Origin of the sequence: Aeromicrobium terrae, from assembly GCF_008039565.1 — a bacterium.
In the GTDB taxonomy this organism is placed as follows: domain Bacteria; phylum Actinomycetota; class Actinomycetes; order Propionibacteriales; family Nocardioidaceae; genus Aeromicrobium; species Aeromicrobium terrae.
Map to the genome: position 1 here is coordinate 439,561 of NZ_VDUX01000001.1, position 22,133 is coordinate 461,693.

General features: G+C 70.2%; 18 protein-coding genes. 12 read left to right on the forward strand and 6 right to left on the reverse strand.

Annotated features, from left to right (window positions below):
* Nucleotides 1-32: 32 nt before the first annotated feature.
* On the forward strand, nucleotides 33-2,540 hold the full coding sequence (locus FHP06_RS02235; protein WP_147683345.1) for a penicillin acylase family protein: 2,508 nt from the start codon (nucleotides 33-35) through the stop codon (nucleotides 2,538-2,540).
* Between the two features lie 2 nt (nucleotides 2,541-2,542).
* On the opposite strand, the gene FHP06_RS02240 is transcribed toward FHP06_RS02235, so the two are convergent.
* Complete coding sequence (locus tag FHP06_RS02240; RefSeq protein WP_147683347.1) at nucleotides 2,543-3,466, reverse strand: DNA-3-methyladenine glycosylase family protein; 924 nt, start codon at nucleotides 3,464-3,466, stop codon at nucleotides 2,543-2,545.
* Between the two features lie 370 nt (nucleotides 3,467-3,836).
* Between FHP06_RS02240 and FHP06_RS02245 the strand changes: the two genes are divergently transcribed.
* Complete coding sequence (locus tag FHP06_RS02245) at nucleotides 3,837-5,018, forward strand: DUF222 domain-containing protein (RefSeq protein WP_147683348.1); 1,182 nt, start codon at nucleotides 3,837-3,839, stop codon at nucleotides 5,016-5,018.
* On the opposite strand, the gene FHP06_RS02250 is transcribed toward FHP06_RS02245, so the two are convergent.
* A complete protein-coding gene (locus tag FHP06_RS02250) occupies nucleotides 5,015-5,524 on the reverse strand; it encodes a DnaJ family domain-containing protein (RefSeq protein ID WP_147683350.1) in 510 nt (169 codons plus the stop codon). The two genes, FHP06_RS02245 and FHP06_RS02250, sit on opposite strands and share 4 nt — an antisense overlap.
* Here FHP06_RS02250 and FHP06_RS02255 point away from each other — a divergent pair.
* From FHP06_RS02255 to FHP06_RS16285, 3 genes are all read left to right on the forward strand, one after another.
* A complete protein-coding gene (locus tag FHP06_RS02255) occupies nucleotides 5,523-7,145 on the forward strand; it encodes an AMP-binding protein (RefSeq protein WP_147683352.1) in 1,623 nt (540 codons plus the stop codon). The two genes, FHP06_RS02250 and FHP06_RS02255, sit on opposite strands and share 2 nt — an antisense overlap.
* A 31-nt stretch (nucleotides 7,146-7,176) precedes the next feature.
* Nucleotides 7,177-8,499, forward strand: a complete 1,323-nt coding sequence (locus FHP06_RS02260) for a lipase family protein (RefSeq protein ID WP_147683353.1) — start codon at nucleotides 7,177-7,179, stop codon at nucleotides 8,497-8,499.
* 114 nt (nucleotides 8,500-8,613) lie between these two features.
* Nucleotides 8,614-9,156 (forward strand): sugar O-acetyltransferase, encoded by a 543-nt coding sequence (locus tag FHP06_RS16285; RefSeq protein WP_147683355.1) that lies wholly within the window; start codon nucleotides 8,614-8,616, stop codon nucleotides 9,154-9,156.
* Here FHP06_RS16285 and FHP06_RS02270 read toward each other — a convergent pair.
* Together FHP06_RS02270 and FHP06_RS02275 are read right to left on the reverse strand one after the other, a co-directional pair.
* Nucleotides 9,119-10,090 carry a hypothetical protein gene (locus FHP06_RS02270; RefSeq protein WP_147683357.1) on the reverse strand — a complete coding sequence of 324 codons (972 nt, stop codon included), beginning with the start codon at nucleotides 10,088-10,090 and terminating at the stop codon, nucleotides 9,119-9,121. The genes FHP06_RS16285 and FHP06_RS02270 overlap by 38 nt on opposite strands.
* A 90-nt stretch (nucleotides 10,091-10,180) precedes the next feature.
* Nucleotides 10,181-12,574, reverse strand: coding sequence for an ATP-binding cassette domain-containing protein (locus FHP06_RS02275; RefSeq protein WP_147683359.1), 2,394 nt, complete (start codon nucleotides 12,572-12,574; stop codon nucleotides 10,181-10,183).
* Nucleotides 12,575-12,690: 116 nt separating this feature from the next.
* Between FHP06_RS02275 and FHP06_RS02280 the strand changes: the two genes are divergently transcribed.
* From FHP06_RS02280 to FHP06_RS02310, 7 genes are all read left to right on the forward strand, one after another.
* Complete coding sequence (locus tag FHP06_RS02280; protein WP_147683361.1) at nucleotides 12,691-14,037, forward strand: cytochrome P450; 1,347 nt, start codon at nucleotides 12,691-12,693, stop codon at nucleotides 14,035-14,037.
* A 12-nt stretch (nucleotides 14,038-14,049) separates the two neighbouring features.
* On the forward strand, nucleotides 14,050-14,697 hold the full coding sequence (locus FHP06_RS02285; RefSeq protein ID WP_147683363.1) for an MBL fold metallo-hydrolase: 648 nt from the start codon (nucleotides 14,050-14,052) through the stop codon (nucleotides 14,695-14,697).
* Nucleotides 14,694-15,662, forward strand: coding sequence for a DMT family transporter (locus FHP06_RS02290; RefSeq protein ID WP_222706321.1), 969 nt, complete (start codon nucleotides 14,694-14,696; stop codon nucleotides 15,660-15,662). The genes FHP06_RS02285 and FHP06_RS02290 overlap by 4 nt, the downstream gene beginning before the upstream one ends.
* Before the next feature lie 36 nt (nucleotides 15,663-15,698).
* Nucleotides 15,699-17,234, forward strand: coding sequence for a UDP-N-acetylglucosamine 1-carboxyvinyltransferase (locus tag FHP06_RS02295; RefSeq protein ID WP_147683365.1), 1,536 nt, complete (start codon nucleotides 15,699-15,701; stop codon nucleotides 17,232-17,234).
* A 52-nt stretch (nucleotides 17,235-17,286) separates the two neighbouring features.
* Nucleotides 17,287-18,060: a glycerophosphodiester phosphodiesterase gene (locus FHP06_RS02300; protein ID WP_147683367.1), complete on the forward strand. Its 774-nt coding sequence runs from the start codon at nucleotides 17,287-17,289 to the stop codon at nucleotides 18,058-18,060.
* A complete protein-coding gene (locus FHP06_RS02305; protein WP_330999590.1) occupies nucleotides 18,042-19,373 on the forward strand; it encodes an MFS transporter in 1,332 nt (443 codons plus the stop codon). Before FHP06_RS02300 ends, FHP06_RS02305 begins: the two co-directional genes overlap by 19 nt.
* A 96-nt stretch (nucleotides 19,374-19,469) precedes the next feature.
* Nucleotides 19,470-19,844, forward strand: coding sequence for an RNA polymerase-binding protein RbpA (locus FHP06_RS02310; protein WP_147683371.1), 375 nt, complete (start codon nucleotides 19,470-19,472; stop codon nucleotides 19,842-19,844).
* Here the strand turns inward: FHP06_RS02310 and FHP06_RS02315 are convergent.
* Together FHP06_RS02315 and lnt are read right to left on the reverse strand one after the other, a co-directional pair.
* Nucleotides 19,836-20,573, reverse strand: a complete 738-nt coding sequence (locus FHP06_RS02315; protein ID WP_147683373.1) for a polyprenol monophosphomannose synthase — start codon at nucleotides 20,571-20,573, stop codon at nucleotides 19,836-19,838. The genes FHP06_RS02310 and FHP06_RS02315 overlap by 9 nt on opposite strands.
* Nucleotides 20,570-22,054: an apolipoprotein N-acyltransferase gene (gene lnt / locus FHP06_RS02320; RefSeq protein WP_147683375.1), complete on the reverse strand. Its 1,485-nt coding sequence runs from the start codon at nucleotides 22,052-22,054 to the stop codon at nucleotides 20,570-20,572. The genes FHP06_RS02315 and lnt overlap by 4 nt, the downstream gene beginning before the upstream one ends.
* Between the last annotated feature and the right edge of the window lie 79 nt (nucleotides 22,055-22,133).

Genomic DNA, 22,133 nt, shown 5'->3' on the forward strand with positions numbered 1-22,133 from the left:
TAGTTTGACCTCACCGAGCCGAGAGGTCGTCCATGCAGCAGATCCGCCGGAACGTCGCCCTGTCCGTCGCAGCCGTCCTCGTGGCGTCCCTCGCCACCGCGACCGTCACCACCACCAGCGCCTCGGCGGCCGGAGCGCCGCTCGAGCCGCCAGGCGGCACGTACGACGTCACCATCACGCGCACCGAGCACGGCATCCCGCACATCGTGGCCAACGACTGGGCGTCGCTGGGCTACGGCCACGGGTACGCGACGGCGCAGACGTCGATCTGCAACCTCGCCGACACCCTCATCACCGGCCAGGGCAAGCGGTCGCGGTACTTCGGACCCACGGCGCGGTACCAGGACAACGTCTCGATGGACGCCACCAACCTGCAGACCGACACGTTCTTCACCGACCTGCACAACCGGCACGTCGTGGAGGACCTGCTCGCCGACCCGGTGCGTGGGCCCGGCGACCAGGCGCGCGCGATCGTCAAGGGCTACACCGCCGGCGTGAAGCGCTACCTGCAGGACGTCGGCGGTGCTGACGGCGTCCACGACCAGACCTGCAAGGGCGACGACTACCTCGACGAGTCGTTCTCCGACCTCGACCTCTGGTACGGCGTCTACGCGGCCAACCTGCTCGCCTCGGTCGGGCCGTTCGTCGACGAGATCGCCGACGCGTCACCCCCGACCCTCACCGACCCCGGCCTCCCGCTGTTGGGCGGCCTGCTCGGAGGGCTGAAGAAGCAGACCGCGACCACCGAGGACGCCACCACCACGATGTCCGCAGAGGAGCTGGACCGGAAGCTGCCGTACTCCAAGGCGCCCCGGAAGCTCCCGTCCGCCGACCAGCTGAAGGCGGACCTGGGCAAGGACCCCGACTCCGGGTTCGGCTCCAACGCCACCGCGCTGGGCGGCGACGCCACCACCACCGGCCGCGGCATGCTGCTCGGCAACCCGCACTTCCCGTGGCACGGCCGGTACCGGTTCGCCCAGGCGCACCTGACCATCCCGGGGGAGTACGACGTCGCGGGGGCCGCACTGCTCGGCTCGCCCGTGATCAACATCGGGTTCAACAAGAACGTCGCGTGGAGCCACACGGTCTCCACCGCGTTCCGGTTCACGCCGTACGAGTACCGGGTGATTCCGGGCCTGCCGACCAAGTACCTGACCGACCACGGCATCAAGGACCTCGAGAAGCGGTCGGTCGACGTCCAGGTGAAGCAGGCCAACGGCTCGCTCTCGACGGTCAAGCGGTCGCTCTACCGCACCGAGGACGGCTACGTCATGGACTCGCCGGACACCCTGATGGGATGGACGCCGATCAGCGTCTTCGCCATGCGGGACGCCAACGGCGAGCACCTGCGCACGATCGACTCGTTCCTGAACATGGGCAAGGCGTCCACCGCGACGGAGCTGCTCCAGAAGCAGGACCAGGGCGCCGGCATCCCGTGGGTGAACACGATCGCCGCGGACCGTGACGGCAACGCGCTGTACGCCGACCACTCCGTCGTCCCGAACGTCCCGGAGACGATGCTCCGCAAGTGCATCACGCCGATCGGCCGGGTCACGAAGCTGCTGGCCGGCCTTCCGGTGCTCAACGGCACCCGGGCCCGCTCGACGTGCGCGTGGCAGAACGACGCCGACGCCGAGCGCCCGGGGATCCTCGGCCCGTCGAACCTTCCGGACGCCACCCGGCGCGACTGGGTCGCCAACGCGAACGACTCGTACTGGCTGCCCAACCCGGCCGAGCGGCTGGAAGGCTACGCCAGCATCATCGGCTGCGAGAAGTGCGAGCGGTCGCTGCGCACCCGGATGGTCTACAAGTACGTCACCGACGCGCTGGAGCAGGGACAGATCTCGTTCGAGACGTTCCGCGGCTTCGAGCACGAGAACCGCGTCCTGGCCGCCGAGATGACGAAGGCCAACGGCGACCTCGACAAGACCTGCAAGGCCGCCCGCGGGGGAGAGGCCTGCGACATCCTCGCCGCCTGGGACGGCAAGAACGACATCGACAGCGTCGGGTCGGTGCTCTTCCAGGAGTTCTGGCTCCGGACGAAGCCGAGCCGCTGGGCGGTGAAGTTCAACGCCAGGGACCCGCTGAACACGCCGCGCGAGCTCAAGGAACGCTCATACCTCGTCACGCGGGCCATGCGGGACGCCATCGCGTACCTGAAGTCGAAGAACATCCCGCTCGACGCCCCGCTCGGATCGCAGCAGGTGGCCGACAAGGAGGGCGCCCCGATCCCGGTCGACGGCGGCAGCGCCGAGACGGGCAACGTGAACGTCGTCCTGGTGAAGCCTCCGGTGGAGAACCCGCAGCGGCTGTACAACATCACGTACGGGTCGTCGCACATCCAGGCGGTCTCGTTCACGGACACCGGCGTCCAGGCGTCGACGATCCTGACCTACGGCCAGTCGATGGACCCGACGTCGCCCTGGTACCGCGACCAGACCGAGATGTTCGGCCAGGAGCAGTGGGTGAGCTTCCCGTTCACGCCCGCGCAGATCGCCGACCAGGAGATCAGCTCGGTGCACCTGACCGGGGGAGTCTGACCTCAGATCCGGTGATGGTTCACGCGCGGTGCGCGCGGGCCTCGACGCTCCATCCGCACGAGCGGGCTGAGCGCGAGGAGTCGCACCGCGCGGAACCGCTGCGGGCGGTACGGCTCGAGCACCTCGGCGACCTCGTCGTCCGTGTGCAGGCGGCGGCCGACCAGCCCGACGCCGACCAGGTGGGCGAGGTGGAAGTCGCCGAACGGCACCGCGTCGGCGTCGCCTAGCGCTCTTGAGCCGGTCTCGGCGGCCGTCCAGATACCGACCCCCGGCACGCTCCGCAGCGCCCGATAGGTGGCCGCCAGGTCGCCGGCAGCCGCGACGCGCTCGAGCTGTGGACCGACGCGCGCGCACGCCTGGGCTGTGCGGTACCGCTGGGGGTCGACGCCGGCCCGGTGCCACTCCCAGACGGGCAGCGCCGCCCAGGTGGCGGCGTCCGGGACGACGCGGAGCTGCTCGGCCGCCGGTCCGGGTGCCGGCTCGCCGTGCTTCTGGACCAGACGGCGCCAGGAGGCTTGCGCGTCGAGCCCGACGACGCGCTGCTCGAGCACCGCGGGGATCAGCGACTCCATCACCCGGCCGGTGCGCGGGATCCGCAGGCCCGGGAACCGGCGGACCGCGTCGGCGATGGCCGGATGGGCCGTGCTGAAGCCGGTGACGTCGTCCTTGGTGCCCAGAGCGGCAGGCAGGCCGTCCAGCAGCTCATCGGCACCGGCGCCCCAGGCCTCGGCCCGGACGACGCGGTCGGCCTCCTGCGTGACCTGCACGGTGACGGGCCCGGTGGCCATGCGGCTCGTGCGCCAGATGCTCCCGGCGACGTGACGGTAGGTGGGGTCGCCTCGGCCGTGCCGCAGCGCGGACCAGGTGAGCCCGACGTCGATCGGGACGTCCAGCCGCACGGTGCGGGTGGCCGCGATCGTCGTCATGGGGCCAGTCTGCCTGGCCGGTCGGACCGTTCACCGCGGAGCGGTGGATGGTCAACCGTGTGAGCCCGTATTCGGTCGAATCGCCACCGCCCGATGCGTCCTCTCATGCCGATGAGTCCTGGCCCCGAGATTTGCTCCGTAGACCACCAGCGTGCGACGACGGGGTGGTGCTCGCGGGAGCAAATCTCGCAGCAGGAACGCCCGCTCATGCCGCGACGTGCGCACTGTCGTGTGGACGGCCGAGATGTCCACGGCCCGACGATTGGGCTGGGCAAGTGTCGGTGTCTTGCGATAGCTCGAGTTCAACATTTGACTGGAATATCAGTGGAAAACGATGGGTCTCGAACGCATGTTCTGATAGGTTGGAAGCATGTTCGGGGAGGACGAGACCACCATCACCACGTTGCGCGACGCAGCGCAGGCGCTGCGGTCAGTCACCACGCCCGACACCGAGACCGCGAAGGCGCTCAAGGCCGCGATCGACGTCCTGACCACCGAGCTGTCGGTGGTGCTGGCCGAGATCGACGAGACCGAGGCCCACGAGGACGACGGTGCCTCGTCCATCGCCACCTGGGGCCGGCGCGAGCTGCACCAGGACGCCGGCCGGACCCGTCAGCTGGTCCGCGCCGCGAGAACGTTCCGTGACCTGCCGTCCGTGGGTGAAGCAGCGCGTACCGGTGAGCTGTCGTTCGAGCACGTCAACGCGTTCACCTTCGCCCTCAAGCACGTCGGCCACGACGAGACTCGTCAGCTCGAAGGGCCGCTGCTCGACGTCGCAAAGACCGTCGCACCCGGTGAGCTGTTCGAGAAGGTCCGCAACATCCGCGACGTGCTGCACGGTGACGACCTCGACAAGGCCTGGCTCGACGGCATGGAGAAGCACGACATCCGCCTCAAGCGCTGCGGCGAAGGGTTCGTCCCGACCGGGTTCCTCGACATCGAGACCGGTGTCCTGTTCAAGACGATCATGAACAGCCTCTCGATCTCGCGAGACGCCGACGACGACCGCACCCTCGCCGAACGACGGATGGACGCCTTCACCGACCTGTGCCGCTCGGTCCTGGAGAACGGACTCCCCGCCGACAACGGCATCCGCCCTCACCTGTTCGTCACCGTCGAAGCCGACACGCTGAAGGCCATCGCCGACGAGTCCGCCCAGAAGGCCTTGGATCTCGACCTGAAGCCGGCGCACCTCGAGGGATTCGGTCCGATCGGGCCCCAGCTCCTCAGCCACCTGCTCTGCGGAGCCGAGATCACCCCCATCCTGGTCAAGACCATCGGCCGCAACACCGAAGTGTTGGACGTCGGCCGTTCCGAACGGCTCGCCACACTGAAGCAGGCCAAGGCGATCCGGCACCGGCAGAACGCCAGATGCGCCTCACCCGGCTGTCATCACCCCATCGCGCACAACCATCACCAGGTCTGGTGGACCCACGGTGGCAACACCGACCTCGACGACCTCGACGACCTCGACGGCCGATGCCGCAAGTGCCACGCCCTCATCCACGCCGGCAAGCTCGACGCCACCCGCGGATCACCCCAGACCGTCTAGGTCCGCCGGCGGCTCCGGCGCTCCCTCCACGCCGCCACCTCGGCATCGACGTCCCGGGTCGGAGTGATCACCGGCGGCCCGCCGAGGAGCTGCCGACGCGCCTCCACCACCCGGGCGTTGAAGTCCTCGACGATCTCGCGGACCCGGCGCTCGTCGCGCTGACCGTCGAGCACGTCGTCGAGCCGGGCGTCCTCACCGCGCAGGGCCAGCGCCGGGGGCAGCACGCCGGTGATCTGCTCGCGGTCGATCAGCCGCTTGATCCACCAGTCCGGGTCGTGCGTGGTGTCGAGGTCAGGGATCGGCTTGCCGGCGCCGGGAAGGTCGTCGAAGTCGCCGCGCTCGATCGCCCGCTGGACCTCCAGGTCGACCCAGCGGGCCTGGTGCTCCATCCGCCGGTCCCGGGCCTTCTGGTCCTCGCCGGCGCGGTGGCGTCGTCTCTTCTCGCTCATGACCACCTCCAGCCTAGGCAGGCCGGCCAGGCCGGTCTCGGGCAGAATCTCGCTCATGGCGCATCGACTCGACCTCGCCCGCTGGCGTGACGCCGCCACGGCCACCGTCGGATCCGGTCTGCTCCGGCCCGTCGGGCCGGTCACGGGCGCGAAGCTGCTCTCCGGGCTCTGGCGCACCGGTCTGACGCCCGCCGCGGCCGTCGCCATCGGCGCCGCGAAGCATTCCGGCCGGCCCGTGCTGGTCGACGACCGGGGGAGCGTCACGTACCGCGAGCTCGACTGCCGGATGGAGGCGGTCGCCGGCGCCCTCGTGCAGGACGCCGACGCGCCGGACAGCGTCGCGATCCTCTGCCGCAACCACCGCGGCTTTCTCGAGGCGATGGCCGTCGGGTCGCGGCTCGGCGCCGAGGTGGTGCTCCTCAACAGCGAGGTCACCGAGGCGCAGCTCGCTCGGATCCTCGGACGCCATCGCCCGGACGTCCTCGTGCACGACGAGGAGTACGCCGCCATCGTCGACTCCAGCGGTTTCGACGGGCAGCGCGTCGTCGCGTGGCACGACGGCGCGACGAACGCCACCACCCTCGACGAGCTCGCCGAGCACGACGGGCGACCCGCACCGGCCAACCACCGCACGGGCAAGCTGACCCTTCTCACCTCGGGCACCACGGGCCTCGCCAAGGGCGTCTCCCGCAGCGTGAACCCGGTCGCCGTCGCCGAGAGCGTGGCGACGGGCATGGGCGTGCTGCGACTGCGTGAGGGCGACGTGGCGGTGATCCCGCCGCTGTTCTTCCACGCGCTCGGCTTCGCGCTGCTGCTCAGCACCCTCGCGGTCAACGGCACCGTGGTATGCCACCGACGGTTCGACGCCGACCAGACCCTCGACGACATCGCCGAGCATCGAGCGACTGTGCTCACCGGCGTCCCCGTGATGTTCCAGCGCCTCCTCGCAGCGCGCAAGGAGCGGTCCGACGTCGACCTCTCGTCGATCCGGGTGGCCCTCACCGGCGCGTCGCCGATCTCGCCGGGCACGGTTCGGGAGGTCATGGAGGTCTTCGGACCGGTGCTGGTCAACCTCTACGGCTCCACCGAGACCGGCATCGTCTCGATGGCCTCGCCGCAGGACCTCCTCGACGAGCCCTCCACCCTCGGGCGGCCGGGCATCGGCATCTCGGTGCGGATCCTGCGGGACGACCGGTCCCGCTGCGACGTGGGGGAGCGGGGCACGATCTTCATGCGCGGCGGGCTGATGTTCGAGGGCTACACCGAGGACGGCGCGGACACCCCGGAGGCCAAGGAAGTCGTCGACGGGCACGTCAACACCGGTGACATGGGCCACCTTGACGCCAAGGGGCGGCTGTACGTCGACGGGCGCGACGACGACATGGTGGTCTCCGGCGGGGAGAACGTCTTCCCGCTCGAGGTCGAGCAGGTGATCGCCGAGCACCCAGACGTCGACGAGGCCGTCGTGCTGGGCGTCAGGGACGAGGAGTTCGGCCAGGTGCTGCGCGCCTACGTCACGCTCGCCGAGGGCTGCGACGACCCGGGGGAGCAGGCCCTGCGCGACCACGTCCGCGGCCGGCTGGAGAAGTACAAGGTGCCCCGACAGGTCGTGGTCGTGCCAGACTTCCCTCGCAACGCCACGGGCAAGATCCTGCGGTCCAAGATCGCGTCCGACTGACGTCACTCCCGACCATCGAAGGCGAGCCGCCGTGAAGACCTCCCTCGTCCACCGGATCCTGGCGCTCGTCATCGGCGTCGCTGCGGCCCTGACAGCGGTGCAGCCGGCCGGGGCCTCGACGCTCGGCGACCCGTCGACCGACCCGTTCTACCGGTACACCGGCAGCGCCCCGCTGGAGAGCATCGAGCCCGGCACGGTCCTGCGGACCCGGCACCTGCCGTACCACCTGGCCGGCATCCCGCTGCCCGTCCGCACCACGCAGCTGCTCTTCCGCACGACCGGCGCGCGAGGACAGGCCACCCTCGGTGTCACCACGGTGGTCCGGCCACTCCTCGGCGCCGCCTCGCGCCGTGTGGTGGCGTACCAGTCGTTCTACGACTCGTCGGACCCCGCCGACCAGCCGTCCAGCGTCATCGCCGGATCGATGAAGCTGCCCGGTGGCGCGATCGCCACGTTCGAAACCGGCCTCGTGCTGCCGTTCCTGCTCGCGGGCAGCGCCGTGGTCATCACCGACGTGGAGGGGCAGGACGCCAACATCGGTGCCGGGCCCGAGTACGGCCACAACACCCTCGACGGCCTGCGAGCCGCCTTCGCCAACCCGACCACGGGCATCGCACACGAGGCGAGAGTCGGGATGATCGGCTACTCCGGCGGGGCGATCGCCACCGAGTGGGCCGCCGAGATGGCGCCGACGTATGCGCCGGACGTGGACCGCCGACTGGTCGGGGCGGCCATGGGTGGCGTCCTCGTCGACCCGATCCGCAACCTCCACTACGTCGACGGCACCCTGCTCTGGGCCGGCGTGCTGCCGCTGGCGCTCGTCGGCCTCGGCCGGGCGTACGACGTCGACCTGACCCCGTACCTGAGTGAACGAGGACTGGAGCTCACGTCCAAGTTGCGACGCGCAACGATCGCCAAGGCGCTCGGCCAGTACCCGGGACTGACGTTCGCCGAGCTGGTGAAGCCGCAGTACCGCGAGCCGGAGAGCATCCCGGAGCTCGTGGAGATCGCGAACCAGCTGATCATGGGGAAGGACGGCACGCCCAGCACGCCGCTGTTCATCGGGCAGGGGAGAAGGGGAGAGGTCGAGGGCGCCTCGGGCTCCAAGCCGGGGATCGGGCCCGGGGACGGGATCGCGATCGCCGGCGACGTCCGCACCCTGGCCCGGACGTACTGCGAGCGTGGCGTGGACGTGCTGTACCACGAGTACCCGCTAAGTCACGTCGGTTCGGTCCCGATCTGGACGTCGCAGGCGGTCGCGTGGCTGGGCGCTCGTCTCGCCGGCCGGGCTGTCCCGAACAACTGCGCGACGATCAAGCCCGGCAACGTCGTCGAGCCGGTCCCGGTGCCGTAGGGGACTGCCCGCTGCCGTTCGTATCTACGCAAGTTGACATAATGTACATTATCGGACAACATTGCTCAAGCGTGGCACCCCTTCTGACCTGCGCTTCTGCGCAAGGATCGACGGATGGCCAGCGAGCACCTCATCCGCATCAAGAGTCCGGAGTTCATCGCCATGTCGCGGCGGGTGCTGGAGGTCAGTGCGTTGACGTCGAGGCTCAATGCCGTGCCGTTCGACGACACGTCAGCCAGATCTGAGCTCCTGGAGCAGATCCTGGGACGTCCGGTGCCCGACGGCGTCACGATCTACCCGCCGTTCTTCACCGACCACGGCCTGAACCTCGAGCTGTCCGAACGGGTGTTCATCAACCAGGGGTGCACGTTCCTGGACTACGCCGGGATCCGCCTGGCGCCACGTGTCCTGATCGCCCCGAAGGTCACGTTCATCACCGTCGGGCACCCGGTGGACACCGACGAGCGCCGCGAATGGCTCACCGGAGGGCCCATCGACGTCGCGGAGAACGTCTGGATCGGTGCCGGCGCAACCATCCTGCCCGGCGTGAGGATCGGACGGGACGCCGTGATCGCCGCCGGTGCCGTCGTGTCGGAGGACGTCCCGGCGCGCACGCTCGTCAGCGGCCCGAAGGCGACGGCGCAGCGCGCGTTCTGAGCTCCACCGTGACGCCCAACAGGGCGATGAGCACCAGATAGGTCACGTTCTGGCTGATCTTCTCCGCCCACGTCGTCTCCTGAGGCAGCGGCGCGAGGAACCCGGTCAGCGTGCGGGCCAGCAGGGCGCCCCACGCGACGGCGGCGACGTGGCGTGGCGTCCAGTCCGCGGTGGTGCCCCAGCGGCTGAGGATGGTGAAGGCGATGGCCAGAACCGTCAGATCGATCACGACACCGGCCCATGACAGCGGAACGAAGTCGAAGGCGGCCAGGCCCACGAAGCCCGCCACCGCGCAGACCCACACCGCCGGTGTCCGGCCAGGCCTGCTGGTGGCGGGTCGCCCGAGTGGGCTGAGCGCCGCAAGGACGAGGGCGACCACAATTCCTCCTGCCACCGTGTACCGCTCTGGGCTGGAGTCCACCTCGTGGGCGTCCCACTGGTCCTGGTGCACGAGCAGGGCAACGAGCACAAGGCCCAGGCCCGTCACGACGATGCCCATACGTCCCAGCCACGGACCCGGCCGACGCGCCAGAGCCTGAGCCACGGCGATCGGGGCACCGACGCTCATCAGCACGTGCCCACCGACCCAGGTGACCACGGCGTACCAGCCCAGCCCGCCGAAGGACGCCGCATCCACGATGGCGCCCCAGTCGTCGACGTCGTCACGAGCCGACGTGAACAGCGACCCGTCGACGAACGTCGGCATCAGCACACCGAAGGCGGCTGCGAGCAAGAGGATCCCTCGCCATCCGCGACCCGTGCGCACCGCGACCTCGCGGATCAGGAGGGCCGCTCCCCCGTACAACGGCGCGAAGAAGACCACCAGGAAGAGCAGGCCGCCCACTCCCCCGATGTCACCCAGGTACGCCGCCAGCAGCTCGGCCGCGATCGGCGCGAGCACCAGCAGCGTCAAGACACCGACTCGTGAGCGCATGACAGAACGCTAGAACCACTGGAATCCCAGCGAATCCGCCATGGGTCGAGACGCGGACGCCGAAGGTAGCACTCGGGCCTAGACCTCCGGTCAGCCGACGTAGGCCGCCAGGTGCTCCCCCGTGAGTGTCGACGCCTTGGCGACCAGGTCGGCGGGCGTGCCCTCGAACACCACGGTGCCGCCGTCGTGGCCGGCGCCGGGGCCGAGGTCGATGATCCAGTCGGCGTGCGCCATGACCGCCTGGTGGTGCTCGATCACGAGGACAGACTTCCCGGAGTCGACGAGCCGGTCCAGGAGCGCCAGCAGCTGCTCGACGTCGGCCAGGTGCAGACCGGTGGTGGGCTCGTCGAGGACGTACACGTCGCCCTTCTCGGCCATCTGGGCGGCCAGCTTGAGCCGCTGCCGCTCGCCGCCGGACAACGTGGTGAGCGGTTGGCCGAGCTTCAGGTACCCGAGCCCGACATCGGCAAGCCGGTCCAGGATCTTGTGCGCGGCGGGCGTGGCCGCGTCGCCGTCGCTGAAGAACCCCTCCGCCTCGGCGACCGACATCGCGAGCACCTCGGCGATGTTCTTGCCGCCGAACGTGTACTCCAGCACCGAGGCCTGGAAGCGCCGGCCCTCGCACTCCTCGCAGGTGGACTCGACGGTGGCCATGACGCCCAGCTCGGTGTAGATGACGCCCGCGCCGTTGCAGGCCGGGCACGCGCCGTCGGAGTTGGAGGAGAACAACCCCGGCTTTACGCCGTTGGCCTTGGCAAACGCCTTGCGGATGGGTTCGAGCAGACCGGTGTAGGTGGCCGGGTTGCTGCGACGCGAGCCCTTGATGGCGCTCTGGTCGACCACGACGACACCGTCTTGACCGGCCACGGAGCCGTGGATCAGCGAGCTCTTGCCGGACCCGGCCACGCCGGTGACGACGCACAGCACGCCGAGCGGGATGTCGACGTCGACGTCGCGGAGGTTGTGGGTGGAGGCGCCGCGCACCTCGAGCGCACCCGTGGCCTCACGGACCGTCTCCTTCAGGGTCGCCCGGTCGTCGAGGTGGCGCCCGGTGACGGTCTTGCTCTTGCGCAGTCCGTCCACGGTGCCCTCGAAGCACACCGTGCCGCCGTCCGTGCCGGCCCCCGGGCCGAGGTCGACGACGTGGTCAGCGATCGCGATGGACTCCGGCTTGTGCTCCACGACGAGCACGGTGTTGCCCTTGTCGCGCAGCTGCACCAGCAGCTGGTTCATCCGCTCGATGTCGTGCGGGTGCAGGCCGATGGTGGGCTCGTCGAAGACGTACGTGACGTCGGTGAGCGAGGACCCGAGGTGCCGGATCATCTTGGTGCGCTGGGCCTCTCCCCCGGACAACGTGCCGGCCGGCCGGTCGAGCGAGAGGTAGCCGAGGCCGATCTCGTCGAACGAGTCGAGCAGGTGCTGCAGGCCGGCCAGCAGCGGCGCGACGCTGGGCTCCTCGAGCTCGCGGACCCACTCGGCCAGGTCGGTGATCTGCATCGAGCAGAGGTCGGCGATGTTCTTGCCCTTGATCTTCGAGGCCAGGACCTCGGCCGTCAGGCGCGTGCCGTCGCACTCCGGGCAGGTCTGGAACGTCACCGCGCGCTCCACGAACCGGCGCACGTGCGGCTGCATGGCCTCGGGGTCCTTGGACAGCATCGACTTCTGGATCTTCGGGATGATCCCGTCGAACGTCAGGTTGACGCCCTCGACCTTGATCTTGGTGGGCTCGGAGTACAGCATCGTCTCGAGCTGCTTCTTGGTGAACTTCGCGATGGGCGTGTCCATCGGCAGGCCGACGCCCTCGAACAGCCGGCCGTACCAGCCGTCCATCGAGTAGCCGGGCACCATGAGGGCCCCTTCGCGCAGCGACTTGGACTCGTCGTAGAGCGCGGTGAGGTCGATGTCGCTGACCTGACCCATGCCCTCGCAGCGCGGGCACATGCCGCCGAGGTAGACCGCCTCGCGCACGACGTTCTTCTCGACGTGCGTGCCCTTGTCGGTGGACATCACGCCGCTGGCACGCCGGGTGGGCACGTTGAACGAGTACGCCGTGGGCGGGCCGGCGCTCGGCGAGCCGAGCCGGCTGAACAGGATGCGGAGCATCGCGTTGGCGTCGGTGGCCGTGCCGACCGTGGACCGCGGATTGGCGCCCATCCGCTCCTGGTCGACGATGATCGCCGTGGTCAGGCCCTCCAGGCGGTCGACCTCGGGCCGCGCCAGCGACGGCATGAAGCCCTGCAGGAACGCGCTGTACGTCTCGTTGATCAGGCGCTGCGACTCAGCGGCGATGGTCCCGAACACCAGCGAGCTCTTGCCCGAGCCCGAGACGCCGGTGAAGACGGTGAGCCGCCGCTTCGGCAGCTCCACCGAGACGTCCTTCAAGTTGTTCTCCCGGGCGCCCTGCACCCGGATCACGTCATGGCGGTCGGCCGCGACATCTGCCGCCCGTGGCCCGGCACCCCCGCCGGGTGTAGTCGTCGTCATGGCGACGATCCAACCAGACCGCCACGACAGCGGGCTTCTCCATTCCTGCTGTCCTGTGCCACGCCTCATACCCAAGTCGGATGCCGTCGGTATCTGGATGGAGGCACACTGAGGCCATGACCGCGACGACCCCGGACCACGTGCCGAGCTACATCGCCGACTGGCCGCCCGTCCCGAAGGGCCCGCTGCCGCCCGGCCCGCGTTGGCCCGCCCTGGTCCAGAGCCTGGCGTTCATGCGGTACCGGCACTCGTTCATCCCGTGGCTGCACCGGAAGTACGGCGACGTGTTCACGGTCAAGCTCATCCCCGACGGCCGCCAGATCGTCATGTTCTCGCGGCCGGAGCACATCAAGGAGATCTTCGCCGGCGACCCCGAGGTGTTCTACGCGGGCAAGGGCAACGCCGTCCTCGGCGCGATCATGGGCGAGCACTCCCTGCTGCTCGTCGACTCCGCCGAGCACAAGCGGGCCCGCAAGCTGCTGATGCCCGCGTTCTCGCCCCGCGCCCTGAAGGGCTACGAGGACATGGTTGTCGATATCGCACGCAGCGAGGTAGAGAGCTGGCGCGACGGCACGACGTTCCGCTCGCTCGACCGGATGAACGCGGTCACCCTCGAGGTGATCATGAAGGTCGTCTTCGGCCTCACCGACGAGACGCGGCTGCGCGAGCTGCGGCCGCTGCTCCGCGGCGTCATCAACGTCAGTCCGGCCGTCCTCATCGGCATCGGCTACCCCTGGCTGATGAAGTACGGCATGTGGAAGCGGTTCGTGGACAACCGCGACGAGCTCGACCGCGCGCTCTACCGGCTCATCGCCGAGCGTCGCGCCGAGCCGGACCTGGCCTCGCGCACCGACGTCCTGTCGCAGCTCATCCTGGTCGGCGACGACGAGGACGAGGTGCCGCTCAACGACGCCGAGCTGCGCGACCAGCTCGTCACGCTGCTGCTCGCCGGCCACGAGACCACCGCGACCGCGCTCGCCTGGACGCTGCACGAGCTGGGCCGCTCGCGTGAGCACCTCGCCCGGGCCCGGAAGGCGGCCGACGAGGGCGACGACGCGTACCTGGAGGCCGTCCTCAAGGAGTCGATGCGCCTGCACCCGGTGATCCCGATGGTGGTCCGGCTGCTGATGCAGCCCGCGACCATCGGCGGGACGGAGATCCCGGCGGGTGCCAGCGTCGCGCCGTCGATCATCCTGAGCCACCAGGAGAACTTCGCCGACCCGGACGTCTTCCGCCCGGCACGCTTCCTCGACGAGAAGGTCCAGGCCAACACCTGGATCCCGTTCGGCGGCGGCGTGCGGCGGTGCATCGGGGCGGGCTTCTCGCTCATGGAGGGCGTCGCCGTGCTGCGCGAGATGCTCCAGCGATTCGACGTCGTCGCGGACGAGCCGGACGTGCCCAAGGTCCGCAACATCACCAGCGTGCCCCGGCACGGCTCGCGGATCACCGTTCGCGCGCGCTGACATCATGGCCGGGTGAAGATCACCCGCCACGGCCACGCGGCCGTCCTCGTCGAAGCCGCCGGCGCTCGTCTGCTGATCGATCCCGGCGTCTTCTGTCCGGACGAGACGTTCGCGCTCGACGGGCTGGACGCCGTCGTGATCACGCACCAGCACCCGGACCACGTCGACCACGAGCGCCTCGGCGGCCTGCTGCAGCGCAACCCCGGCGCGACTCTCCTCTGCGACCCGGAGACGGCCACCGTCGTGAAGGCCGGGCAGTGGACCGCCCATCGGGACGGCGACGCCACGGCGGTGGAAGCGCTGACGATCCAGGGCGTCGGGCAGCGGCACGCCGAGATCGTTCCCGCCATCCCCCGCATCGCCAACACCGGCGTCCTCGTGAGGGCCGACGGTGAGCCGACGCTGTTCCATCCCGGCGACACGTACGAGTACGCACCGGACGACGTCGACGTGCTGGCCGTCCCGATCAGCGCACCGTGGGCGAAGGTCGCCGAGACCGTCGAGTTCGTCACCCGCGTCGCGCCCCGGGTGCTGTTCGGTGTCCACGACGCCACCGTCTCCCCCGCCGGGCTCGGCATCTACTGGTCCCACGTCGAGAACTTCGGCGGCGTCGACGACGTGCGCCGCCTGGGACCCTCCGACACGACCGACGTGGCGTGAGCGAGCCGTCAGCGGCGCTCCGCATCGTCGCGGCGCCGGCCATGCTCGTCGCCGGCGGGCTGATCGCCGGGCAGTCTCAGATCAACGGCCGGCTCGCGCACGAGATCGGCTCCGGCGCACGTGCCGGCTTCGCGGCCGCGGTGATCAGCTTCGGTACCGGACTGGTCGTGGTGGCGGCGATCACCGCCGCACTCCCCCACGGTCGCGCCGGCCACCGGGCCATCCACCTCGCGCGACGCGAGGGCCGGCTGCGTCCGGTCGAGCTCGTCGGAGGCGCCCTGGGCGCCTTCCTGGTGGCGACGCAGGGCATCACCGTCGGCACCATCGGCGTGGCGCTGTTCAGCGTCGCCGTGACGGCCGGCCAGTCCTCGAGCGCGCTCCTCGTCGACCACCGCGGTCTCGGCCCCTCGGGTCACCAGGCGTTCAGCACGCCGCGCGCCGTGGCGGCGTCGTTCGCCGTGCTGGCCGTGATCCTCGCCACGAGCGAGCGGCTCGTCGACTCCTTCGACCTGAAGGTCGCCGCGTTCGCGCTGCTGCCGCTCCTGGCCGGCGTGGGCTCCTCGTTCCAGCAGGCCCTCAACGGTCGCGTCTCCGCGGTGGGCGGCCCCTGGCCGACGACGCTGAACAACTTCGCCGTCGGCACGGTCGTGCTGGTCGTCGCGCTGGCGCTGAGCTTCCTGGCGCCCGGTCACCTCGACGGTCTCCCCCACACCTGGTGGCTCTACGCCGGCGGCACGATGGGCGTCGTCGTGATCTGGCTCGCTGCCGCTCTCGTGCGCGTCCACGGCGTCCTCGTGCTGGGTCTGAGCATGATCGCCGGGCAGGTCATCGGCGCCGAGCTGATCGAGGTGCTGGGGTCCGAGGCCCACGTGGGTATCGTCGGCGTGGTGGCCGGTGCGCTCACCGTCGCCGGCGTCCTCGTGGCCCTCCTGCTGCGGCCCAGGACGACACCCGGCCACGACTAGCCGTATCTCATATCTGAGATATACAGTGGGGGGACCATGTCAGAACGCGACGACTACCTGGCGCGCATCGGCGCCCTGATCCGCGACGCACGCCAGCACAGCGGGCTCACGCAGGCGCAGCTCGCCACCGAGCTGCGCACCAGCCAGAGCGCCGTGAACCGCATCGAGCAGGGCCAGCAGAACCTGACGCTCGACATGCTCGCGCGCATCGGCAGCGCCCTCGACTCCGAGCTCGTCAGCGTCGGCACGTCGGGCCCCAGCCACCTCCGCGTGCGCGGCGGCACCACCCTGTCCGGCGCGATCGACGTGAAGTCCAGCAAGAACGCCGGCGTCGCGCTGCTCTGCGCGTCGCTGCTCAACGAGGGCACCACGGTGCTGCGCAAGGTCGCGCGCATCGAGGAGGTCAACCGCCTGCTCGAGGTGCTCGAGTCCATCGGCGTGAAGGTCCGCTGGCTCAACGAGGAGAACGACCTCGAGCTCGTCGTCCCCCGCGACCTCGACCTCGCCGCCATGGACGCCGACGCGGCCCGGCGCACCCGCAGCATCATCATGTTCCTCGGCCCGCTGATGCACCGGACCGACACCTTCGAGCTGCCCTACGCCGGTGGCTGCGACCTCGGCACCCGCACGGTGGAGCCGCACATGACCGCGCTGCGGCCGTTCGGGCTCAAGGTCGTCGCCACCGAGGGCAGCTACCACGCGCAGACCGCCACAGGCGTCGGGCCGGAGCGGCCCATCGTCCTCACCGAGCGCGGCGACACCGTCACCGAGAACGCCCTGCTCGCGGCCGCCCGCTACGACGGCGTCACCGTCATCCGCAACGCCAGCCCCAACTACATGGTCCAGGACCTGTGCTTCTTCCTGCAGAAGCTCGGCGTCGACATCGAGGGCATCGGCACCACCACGCTGCGCGTCACCGGCCGCCCGGTCATCAACACCGACGTCGAGTACGCGCCCAGCGAGGACCCCATCGAGGCGATGAGCCTGATCGCCGCCGCGATCGTCACCGGCTCGAGCATCACCGTCCGCCGGGTCCCGATCGAGTTCATGGAGATCGAGCTCGCGCTGCTCGAGGAGATGGGCTTCCACTACGACCGCGGCGAGGAGTACATGGCCGAGAACGGCCACACCCGCCTCGTCGACATCACCACGCACCCGTCGAAGCTCCGGGCCCCGATCGACAAGATCCACCCGATGCCGTTCCCGGGCCTCAACATCGACAACCTGCCGTTCTTCGCCGTCATCGCGGCCACGGCCGAGGGCTCGACGATGCTGCACGACTGGGTCTACGAGAACCGGGCCATCTACCTCACCGAGCTCAACAAGCTCGGCGCCCAGGTCAAGCTGCTCGACCCGCACCGCGTGCTGATCGAGGGTCCCACGCACTGGAGCGGCACCGAGCTGGTGTGCCCGCCCGCGCTCCGGCCTGCCGTCGTGATCCTGCTCGCGATGCTCGCCGCCAAGGGCACGTCGGTGCTGCGCAGCGTCTACGTCATCAACCGCGGCTACGAGGACCTCGCCGAGCGGCTGAACGCCCTTGGGGCGCAGATCGAGACCTTCCGGGACATCTGATTGGACGTTGAGCTTGTCGAAGCGTCCTTTCGACAAGCTCAAGGACCGTGACATGACATACCTCGACGGCCCCGCTCCCCTGCCTCTGGCGCACCGAGGCGGCGCGCTGCTCCCGGGGAACGAGGGCATCGAGAACACGATCACCGCGTTCGCCAACGCCGTCGCGCTCGGCTACACGTACATGGAGACCGACGTGCACCGGTCGTCCGACGGGGTCGTCTACGCGTTTCACGACGTCGACCTGTCCCGCCTCGCGGGCGTACCGACGCCGATCGGCCAGGCCAGCTCGCAGCTGATCGACTCCGTGCGTCTCGGTGGACGTGAGCCGATCCCCCGGCTCGACGCACTGCTCGAGGCGTTCCCCGACGCCCGGTTCAACATCGACGTGAAGGCGGACGACGCTGTCGAGGCCACGCTCGACGTCCTCCGCGAGCACGACGCGCTCGACCGGGTGTGCCTGGCGTCGTTCTCGGACGTGAGACTCCAGCGCATCCGGGCCCTGGAACCCGGGATCACCACGTCCTTCTCCCCCGCCGAGGTGGCCCGGCTGCGGGTCGGCCCGACGCGACGGGTGCAGTCGTTCGGCGTCCGCCGTGGTGGCCGCTGCGTGCAGGTGCCGCGACGCCGCGGCCGGATCACCGTCGTCACGCCTGGCTTCGTCCGCCGGGCCCACCTGCTCGAGCTGCCGGTGCACGTCTGGACCGTCGATGACCCCGACGAGATGCGATCCTTGCTCGACATCGGCGTCGACGGGATCGTCACGGACCGTCCCGACGTGCTGCGCAGCGTGCTCGAGGAGCGCGGACAGTGGAAGGAGCAGGCATGACGGAGTCCGTCGCCGTCGCGCGACGCACGGACCGCCGTCAGGTCCTCGCGTGGAGCCTGTGGGACTGGGGTTCCGCCGCCTTCAACGCCGTCATCGTCACGTTCATCTTCTCGGTCTACCTCACCGATGCGGTCGGCGAGGACCTGCCCGGACCGATCTCGGCGAGCTCGTGGCTGGGCTGGTCGATCGGCGCCGCCGGCCTGGTGCTGGCCGTGCTCGCCCCGGTCACCGGCCAGCGCTCCGACGCGACCGGTCACCGCAAGCGGTCACTCGGCCTGCTGACGCTGAGCGTCGTGGTCGTCACCGCCCTGCTCTTCCTCGTCAAGGACGACTACCACTACCTGTGGCTCGGCCTCCTGCTCGTGGCCGTCGGCACCGTCCTGTTCGAGCTCGCCCAGGTGCCGTACTTCGCGATGCTCCGCCAGGTCTCGACGCCGCAGACGGTCGGCCGGGTCTCCGGCGTCGGCTGGGCGTTCGGCTATCTCGGCGGCATCGTGCTGCTGCTGATCTGCTACGTCGGCTTCGTCGTGGGCGAGGGCGGGCTCCTCGGCCTCCCGACGCGCGACGGGCTGGACATCCGGTTCATCGCGCTGGTGGCCGCGGTGTGGTTCCTGGTGTTCGCGATCCCCGTGCTGATCACCGTCCCCGAGCTGCCCGCGGAGGCGAGCCCGGTGCCGCCGGCCGGGTTCGTCGAGTCCTACCGGGTCCTGTTCGCCGAGCTCCGCACGATGTGGCGCGAGGAGCGCACCACCGCGCTCTTCCTGGCCGCCAGCGCGCTGTACCGCGACGGGCTCGCCGGAGTCTTCACGTTCGGCGCCGTCATCGCCGTCTCGGTCTACGACATCAGCAAGGACGACGTCCTGATCTTCGGCGTGGTCGCCAACGTCACCGCGGCCGCCGGCGCGTTCGTCGCAGGCCGCCTCGACGACCGCATCGGTCCGCGGCGGGTCATCGTCACGTCGTTGGTGTGCATGCTCGCCGCCGGGCTCGTGCTGCTGTTCGTCAGCGGGTCGCTGGCCTTCTGGATCTTCGGCCTGGTGCTGACGTTGTTCGTCGGTCCCGCCCAGTCGGCGTCCAGGACGTACCTGATCCGCCTCACGCCCGTCGGCAAGGAAGGCCAGCACTTCGGCCTCTACGCCATGACGGGCCGGGCCGTCTCGTTCCTCTCCCCCGCCCTGTTCGGCCTGATGGCGTTCCTCGGTGGGGACGACCGCTGGGGGATCATCGGCATCCTGCTCGTGCTGGTCGTGGGCCTGCTCGCCCTGCTGCGCGTGCCGCCCGAGGTGCGCGATCGCGCACTCCTGCCACGCTGAGAGTGACCCGGTTCCCACGAGCGCGACGCTCAGGGGAATCTCAAGCAGGTGTCGTACGTTGAAGTGAACAACGAGACATCCACCGAAGGGGGAATGATGGCAGAGCGCGCACTGCGCGGCGCACGACTCGGATCGCAAAGCTTCGAGGACGAGCGCGGCGTCGAGATGGCCCCCCGCCAGGAGATCGAGTACGTCTGCGACGACGGACACACGTTCACCGTGACCATGGCCGACGAGGCCGAGATCCCCGCGGAGTGGGAGGACCCGAAGACGGGCCAGCTCGGCCGCCGCGTCGACTTCGAGCCGCCGGAGAAGAAGGCCGAGAAGCCGGTCCGCACGCACTGGGACATGCTGCTCGAGCGTCGCTCGGAGTCCGAGCTCGAGGAGATCCTCACCGAGCGCCTCGAGCTGCTCCGTGCGGGAGAGATCGGCCCGCCGCACCTGCACCGCCGCGGCAAGAAGTCAGCCTGACACACGCTGACGGTGGCCTGGCACCAGTCGTGCCAGGCCCCACAGCGTGACCCTCCAGAGCGCCTCGCGCACGATGGCGCCGCTCATCTTCGACGCCCCCCGCTGACGCTCGACGAACGTCACGGGCACCTCGGCGATCGTCATCCCGAGCCCGTGCACGCGCCGCGTCATGTCGATCTGGAAGCAATACCCCTGCGACGCGACGGCGCCGAGGTCGATACGCTCCAGCGCGCTGCGCCGGAACGCCCGAAAGCCGGCCGTGGCGTCCACCACGGGCAGGCCGAGCATGAACCGCGCGTAGAACGTGCCGCCCCGCGAGATGAGCCTGCGGCGCAGCGGCCAGTTCCGCACCTCTCCCCCGGCCACCCAGCGCGATCCGATGACCAGGTCCGCGCCCCCGGCCGACGCGTCCAACAGCCGGCCGAGCTGCTCAGGCTGGTGCGACCCGTCCGCGTCCATCTCGACGAGGACGTCGTAGTCCCGCTCGAGTCCCCACGTGAAGCCGGCCCGGTACGCCGCGCCGAGTCCTTGCTTCCCGGACCGGTGCAGCGCGTTGACCTGGTCGTCCTGCTCCGCGAGCTCCTGCACGACGGCGCCGGTCCCGTCCGGCGATCCGTCGTCGACGACGAGGACGTCGGCCTCCGGTCGCGCCAGGCGGACCCGTCCGACGATGTCCGCGATGTTCTCGACCTCGTTGTAGGTCGGCATCACCACGAGCGTCCGGGTCATCCGTCGTCCCTGGGGTTCCGTCCGAGCCACCAGCCGAGCAGGCCGAGGGCGAGGAGCAGGTACTCCAGCGGCTCGCCGATGCGCAGGGCCGGCGTCAGTCCGGACGCGAGCGGCACGTCCGCGGACAGGGTGGCCGGCTCGTGCAAGGGCGCACGCTTCACGACGTTGCCGTGGGCGTCCGCGATGCCGCTGATCCCGTTCGTGGACGGCACCACGACCCAGCGACCGGTCTCGATCGCCCGCAGCCGGGAGATGCGCCACTGCTGCTCCGGCTGCGACGTGCCGGTGAAGCTCGCGTTGCTGGTCTGCACCACCAGGACCTGGCCACCCGCCTTCACCGTGCCGCGCACGACGCCGTCGTAGGCGATGTCCCAGCAGATGGTGTCGCCCACGACGAGGTTCCCGATGCGCAGCGCCCCCGGCTTCTTGCCCGGGAGGAAGTCTCGCGGGATGTCGCGGTCGAACCGCGGCACCAGGCCGCCGAGCTCGTGCCGGAACGGCACGTACTCGCCGTAGGGCACGGGCTTGCGCTTCACGTAGATCTGACCCGGTCCGTCGGCGTCCCACACCACGCCGGCGTTGCGGGCAGTGTCCGTGGTTGCACCATCGAAGATGCCGCCCACCAGGATCGGCGCGTCCAGGCCGCGCGAGAGGGTCTCGATGGTCGATCGCGCGGCGGTGTCGTGGTACGGATCGATGTCGGTGGCGTTCTCCGGCCACAGCACGGCGTCCGGCTGGGGCTCGTCGCCACTGCGGATCCGGTCGATCAGGCGACGGGTCTCGTCGGCGTGCAGCTCGAAGATCGCGCCGCGCGGCCAGGTGAGGAACGCGCCGGGGACGTCGCCCTGCACCAGGGCGATGCGGCGGTCGCCCGCCTGGCCTGCGACGCCCGTCGGGAGCAGCGCGCCGATCGTCGCGAGCGCCAGCACGACGCCCACCGGGACGAGCCGGGCTCGCCAGGAGCCGCTCGTCGCCGCGACCACGAGCATCGCCGCCACGACGAACAAGACCGCGGACGTCGCCGGCATGCCGATCAGCCGCGTGTACGCCTCGAACGGCGTGTCCAGCGACGTGTGCACGAGCCGGCCCCACGGGAACCCGCTGAACGGGAAGCTGCTGCGTGCGGTCTCGCCGAGCACCCACACGGCCGCGCCCCAGAGCGGCCAGCGCGGCAGCCGGCAGGCCGCGCGGAGCGCCAGCATGATGACGGCGAAGAAGACCGTCTCCGCAAGCACCAGCGCCACGTACGCGCCCTCGCTCACCGCGTTCATCCACCAGATCAGCGGGCCCATGAACGCCAGGCCGTAGACGGCGCCCACGGCCAGCACCACCCGTCGGCGGGCGTCGCCCAGCTGCCGGGCGACCCAGATCAGACCCGCGACGCCGACGACCATCGCGTACGGGACGGCCGCGGGGTCGAACGCCAGCGAGCAGACCACGCCGCACAGGGCGGCCAGCACCCCGGCGACGCGCCAACTCATTCGGGGCCCCCGGGAAAGCGCGGCGGACGGTGCGGAACTCGGCTCATCAGGATGCAGAGCGCTTTCCTGGGGAAGATCC

Excerpts from the sequence above, each read along its gene's own strand:
- FHP06_RS02235 (WP_147683345.1), top strand. The coding sequence starts at position 33 with ATGCAGCAGATCCGCCGGAACGTCGCCCTGTCCGTCGCAGCCGTCCTC.
- FHP06_RS02240 (WP_147683347.1), bottom strand. The coding sequence starts at position 3,466 with ATGACGACGATCGCGGCCACCCGCACCGTGCGGCTGGACGTCCCGATC.
- FHP06_RS02245 (WP_147683348.1), top strand. The coding sequence starts at position 3,837 with ATGTTCGGGGAGGACGAGACCACCATCACCACGTTGCGCGACGCAGCG.
- FHP06_RS02255 (WP_147683352.1), top strand. The coding sequence starts at position 5,523 with ATGGCGCATCGACTCGACCTCGCCCGCTGGCGTGACGCCGCCACGGCC.
- FHP06_RS02250 (WP_147683350.1), bottom strand. The coding sequence starts at position 5,524 with ATGAGCGAGATTCTGCCCGAGACCGGCCTGGCCGGCCTGCCTAGGCTG.
- FHP06_RS16285 (WP_147683355.1), top strand. The coding sequence starts at position 8,614 with ATGGCCAGCGAGCACCTCATCCGCATCAAGAGTCCGGAGTTCATCGCC.
- FHP06_RS02270 (WP_147683357.1), bottom strand. The coding sequence starts at position 10,090 with ATGCGCTCACGAGTCGGTGTCTTGACGCTGCTGGTGCTCGCGCCGATC.
- FHP06_RS02275 (WP_147683359.1), bottom strand. The coding sequence starts at position 12,574 with ATGACGACGACTACACCCGGCGGGGGTGCCGGGCCACGGGCGGCAGAT.
- FHP06_RS02280 (WP_147683361.1), top strand. The coding sequence starts at position 12,691 with ATGACCGCGACGACCCCGGACCACGTGCCGAGCTACATCGCCGACTGG.
- FHP06_RS02295 (WP_147683365.1), top strand. The coding sequence starts at position 15,699 with ATGTCAGAACGCGACGACTACCTGGCGCGCATCGGCGCCCTGATCCGC.
- FHP06_RS02300 (WP_147683367.1), top strand. The coding sequence starts at position 17,287 with ATGACATACCTCGACGGCCCCGCTCCCCTGCCTCTGGCGCACCGAGGC.
- FHP06_RS02310 (WP_147683371.1), top strand. The coding sequence starts at position 19,470 with ATGGCAGAGCGCGCACTGCGCGGCGCACGACTCGGATCGCAAAGCTTC.
- FHP06_RS02315 (WP_147683373.1), bottom strand. The coding sequence starts at position 20,573 with ATGACCCGGACGCTCGTGGTGATGCCGACCTACAACGAGGTCGAGAAC.
- lnt (WP_147683375.1), bottom strand. The coding sequence starts at position 22,054 with ATGAGTTGGCGCGTCGCCGGGGTGCTGGCCGCCCTGTGCGGCGTGGTC.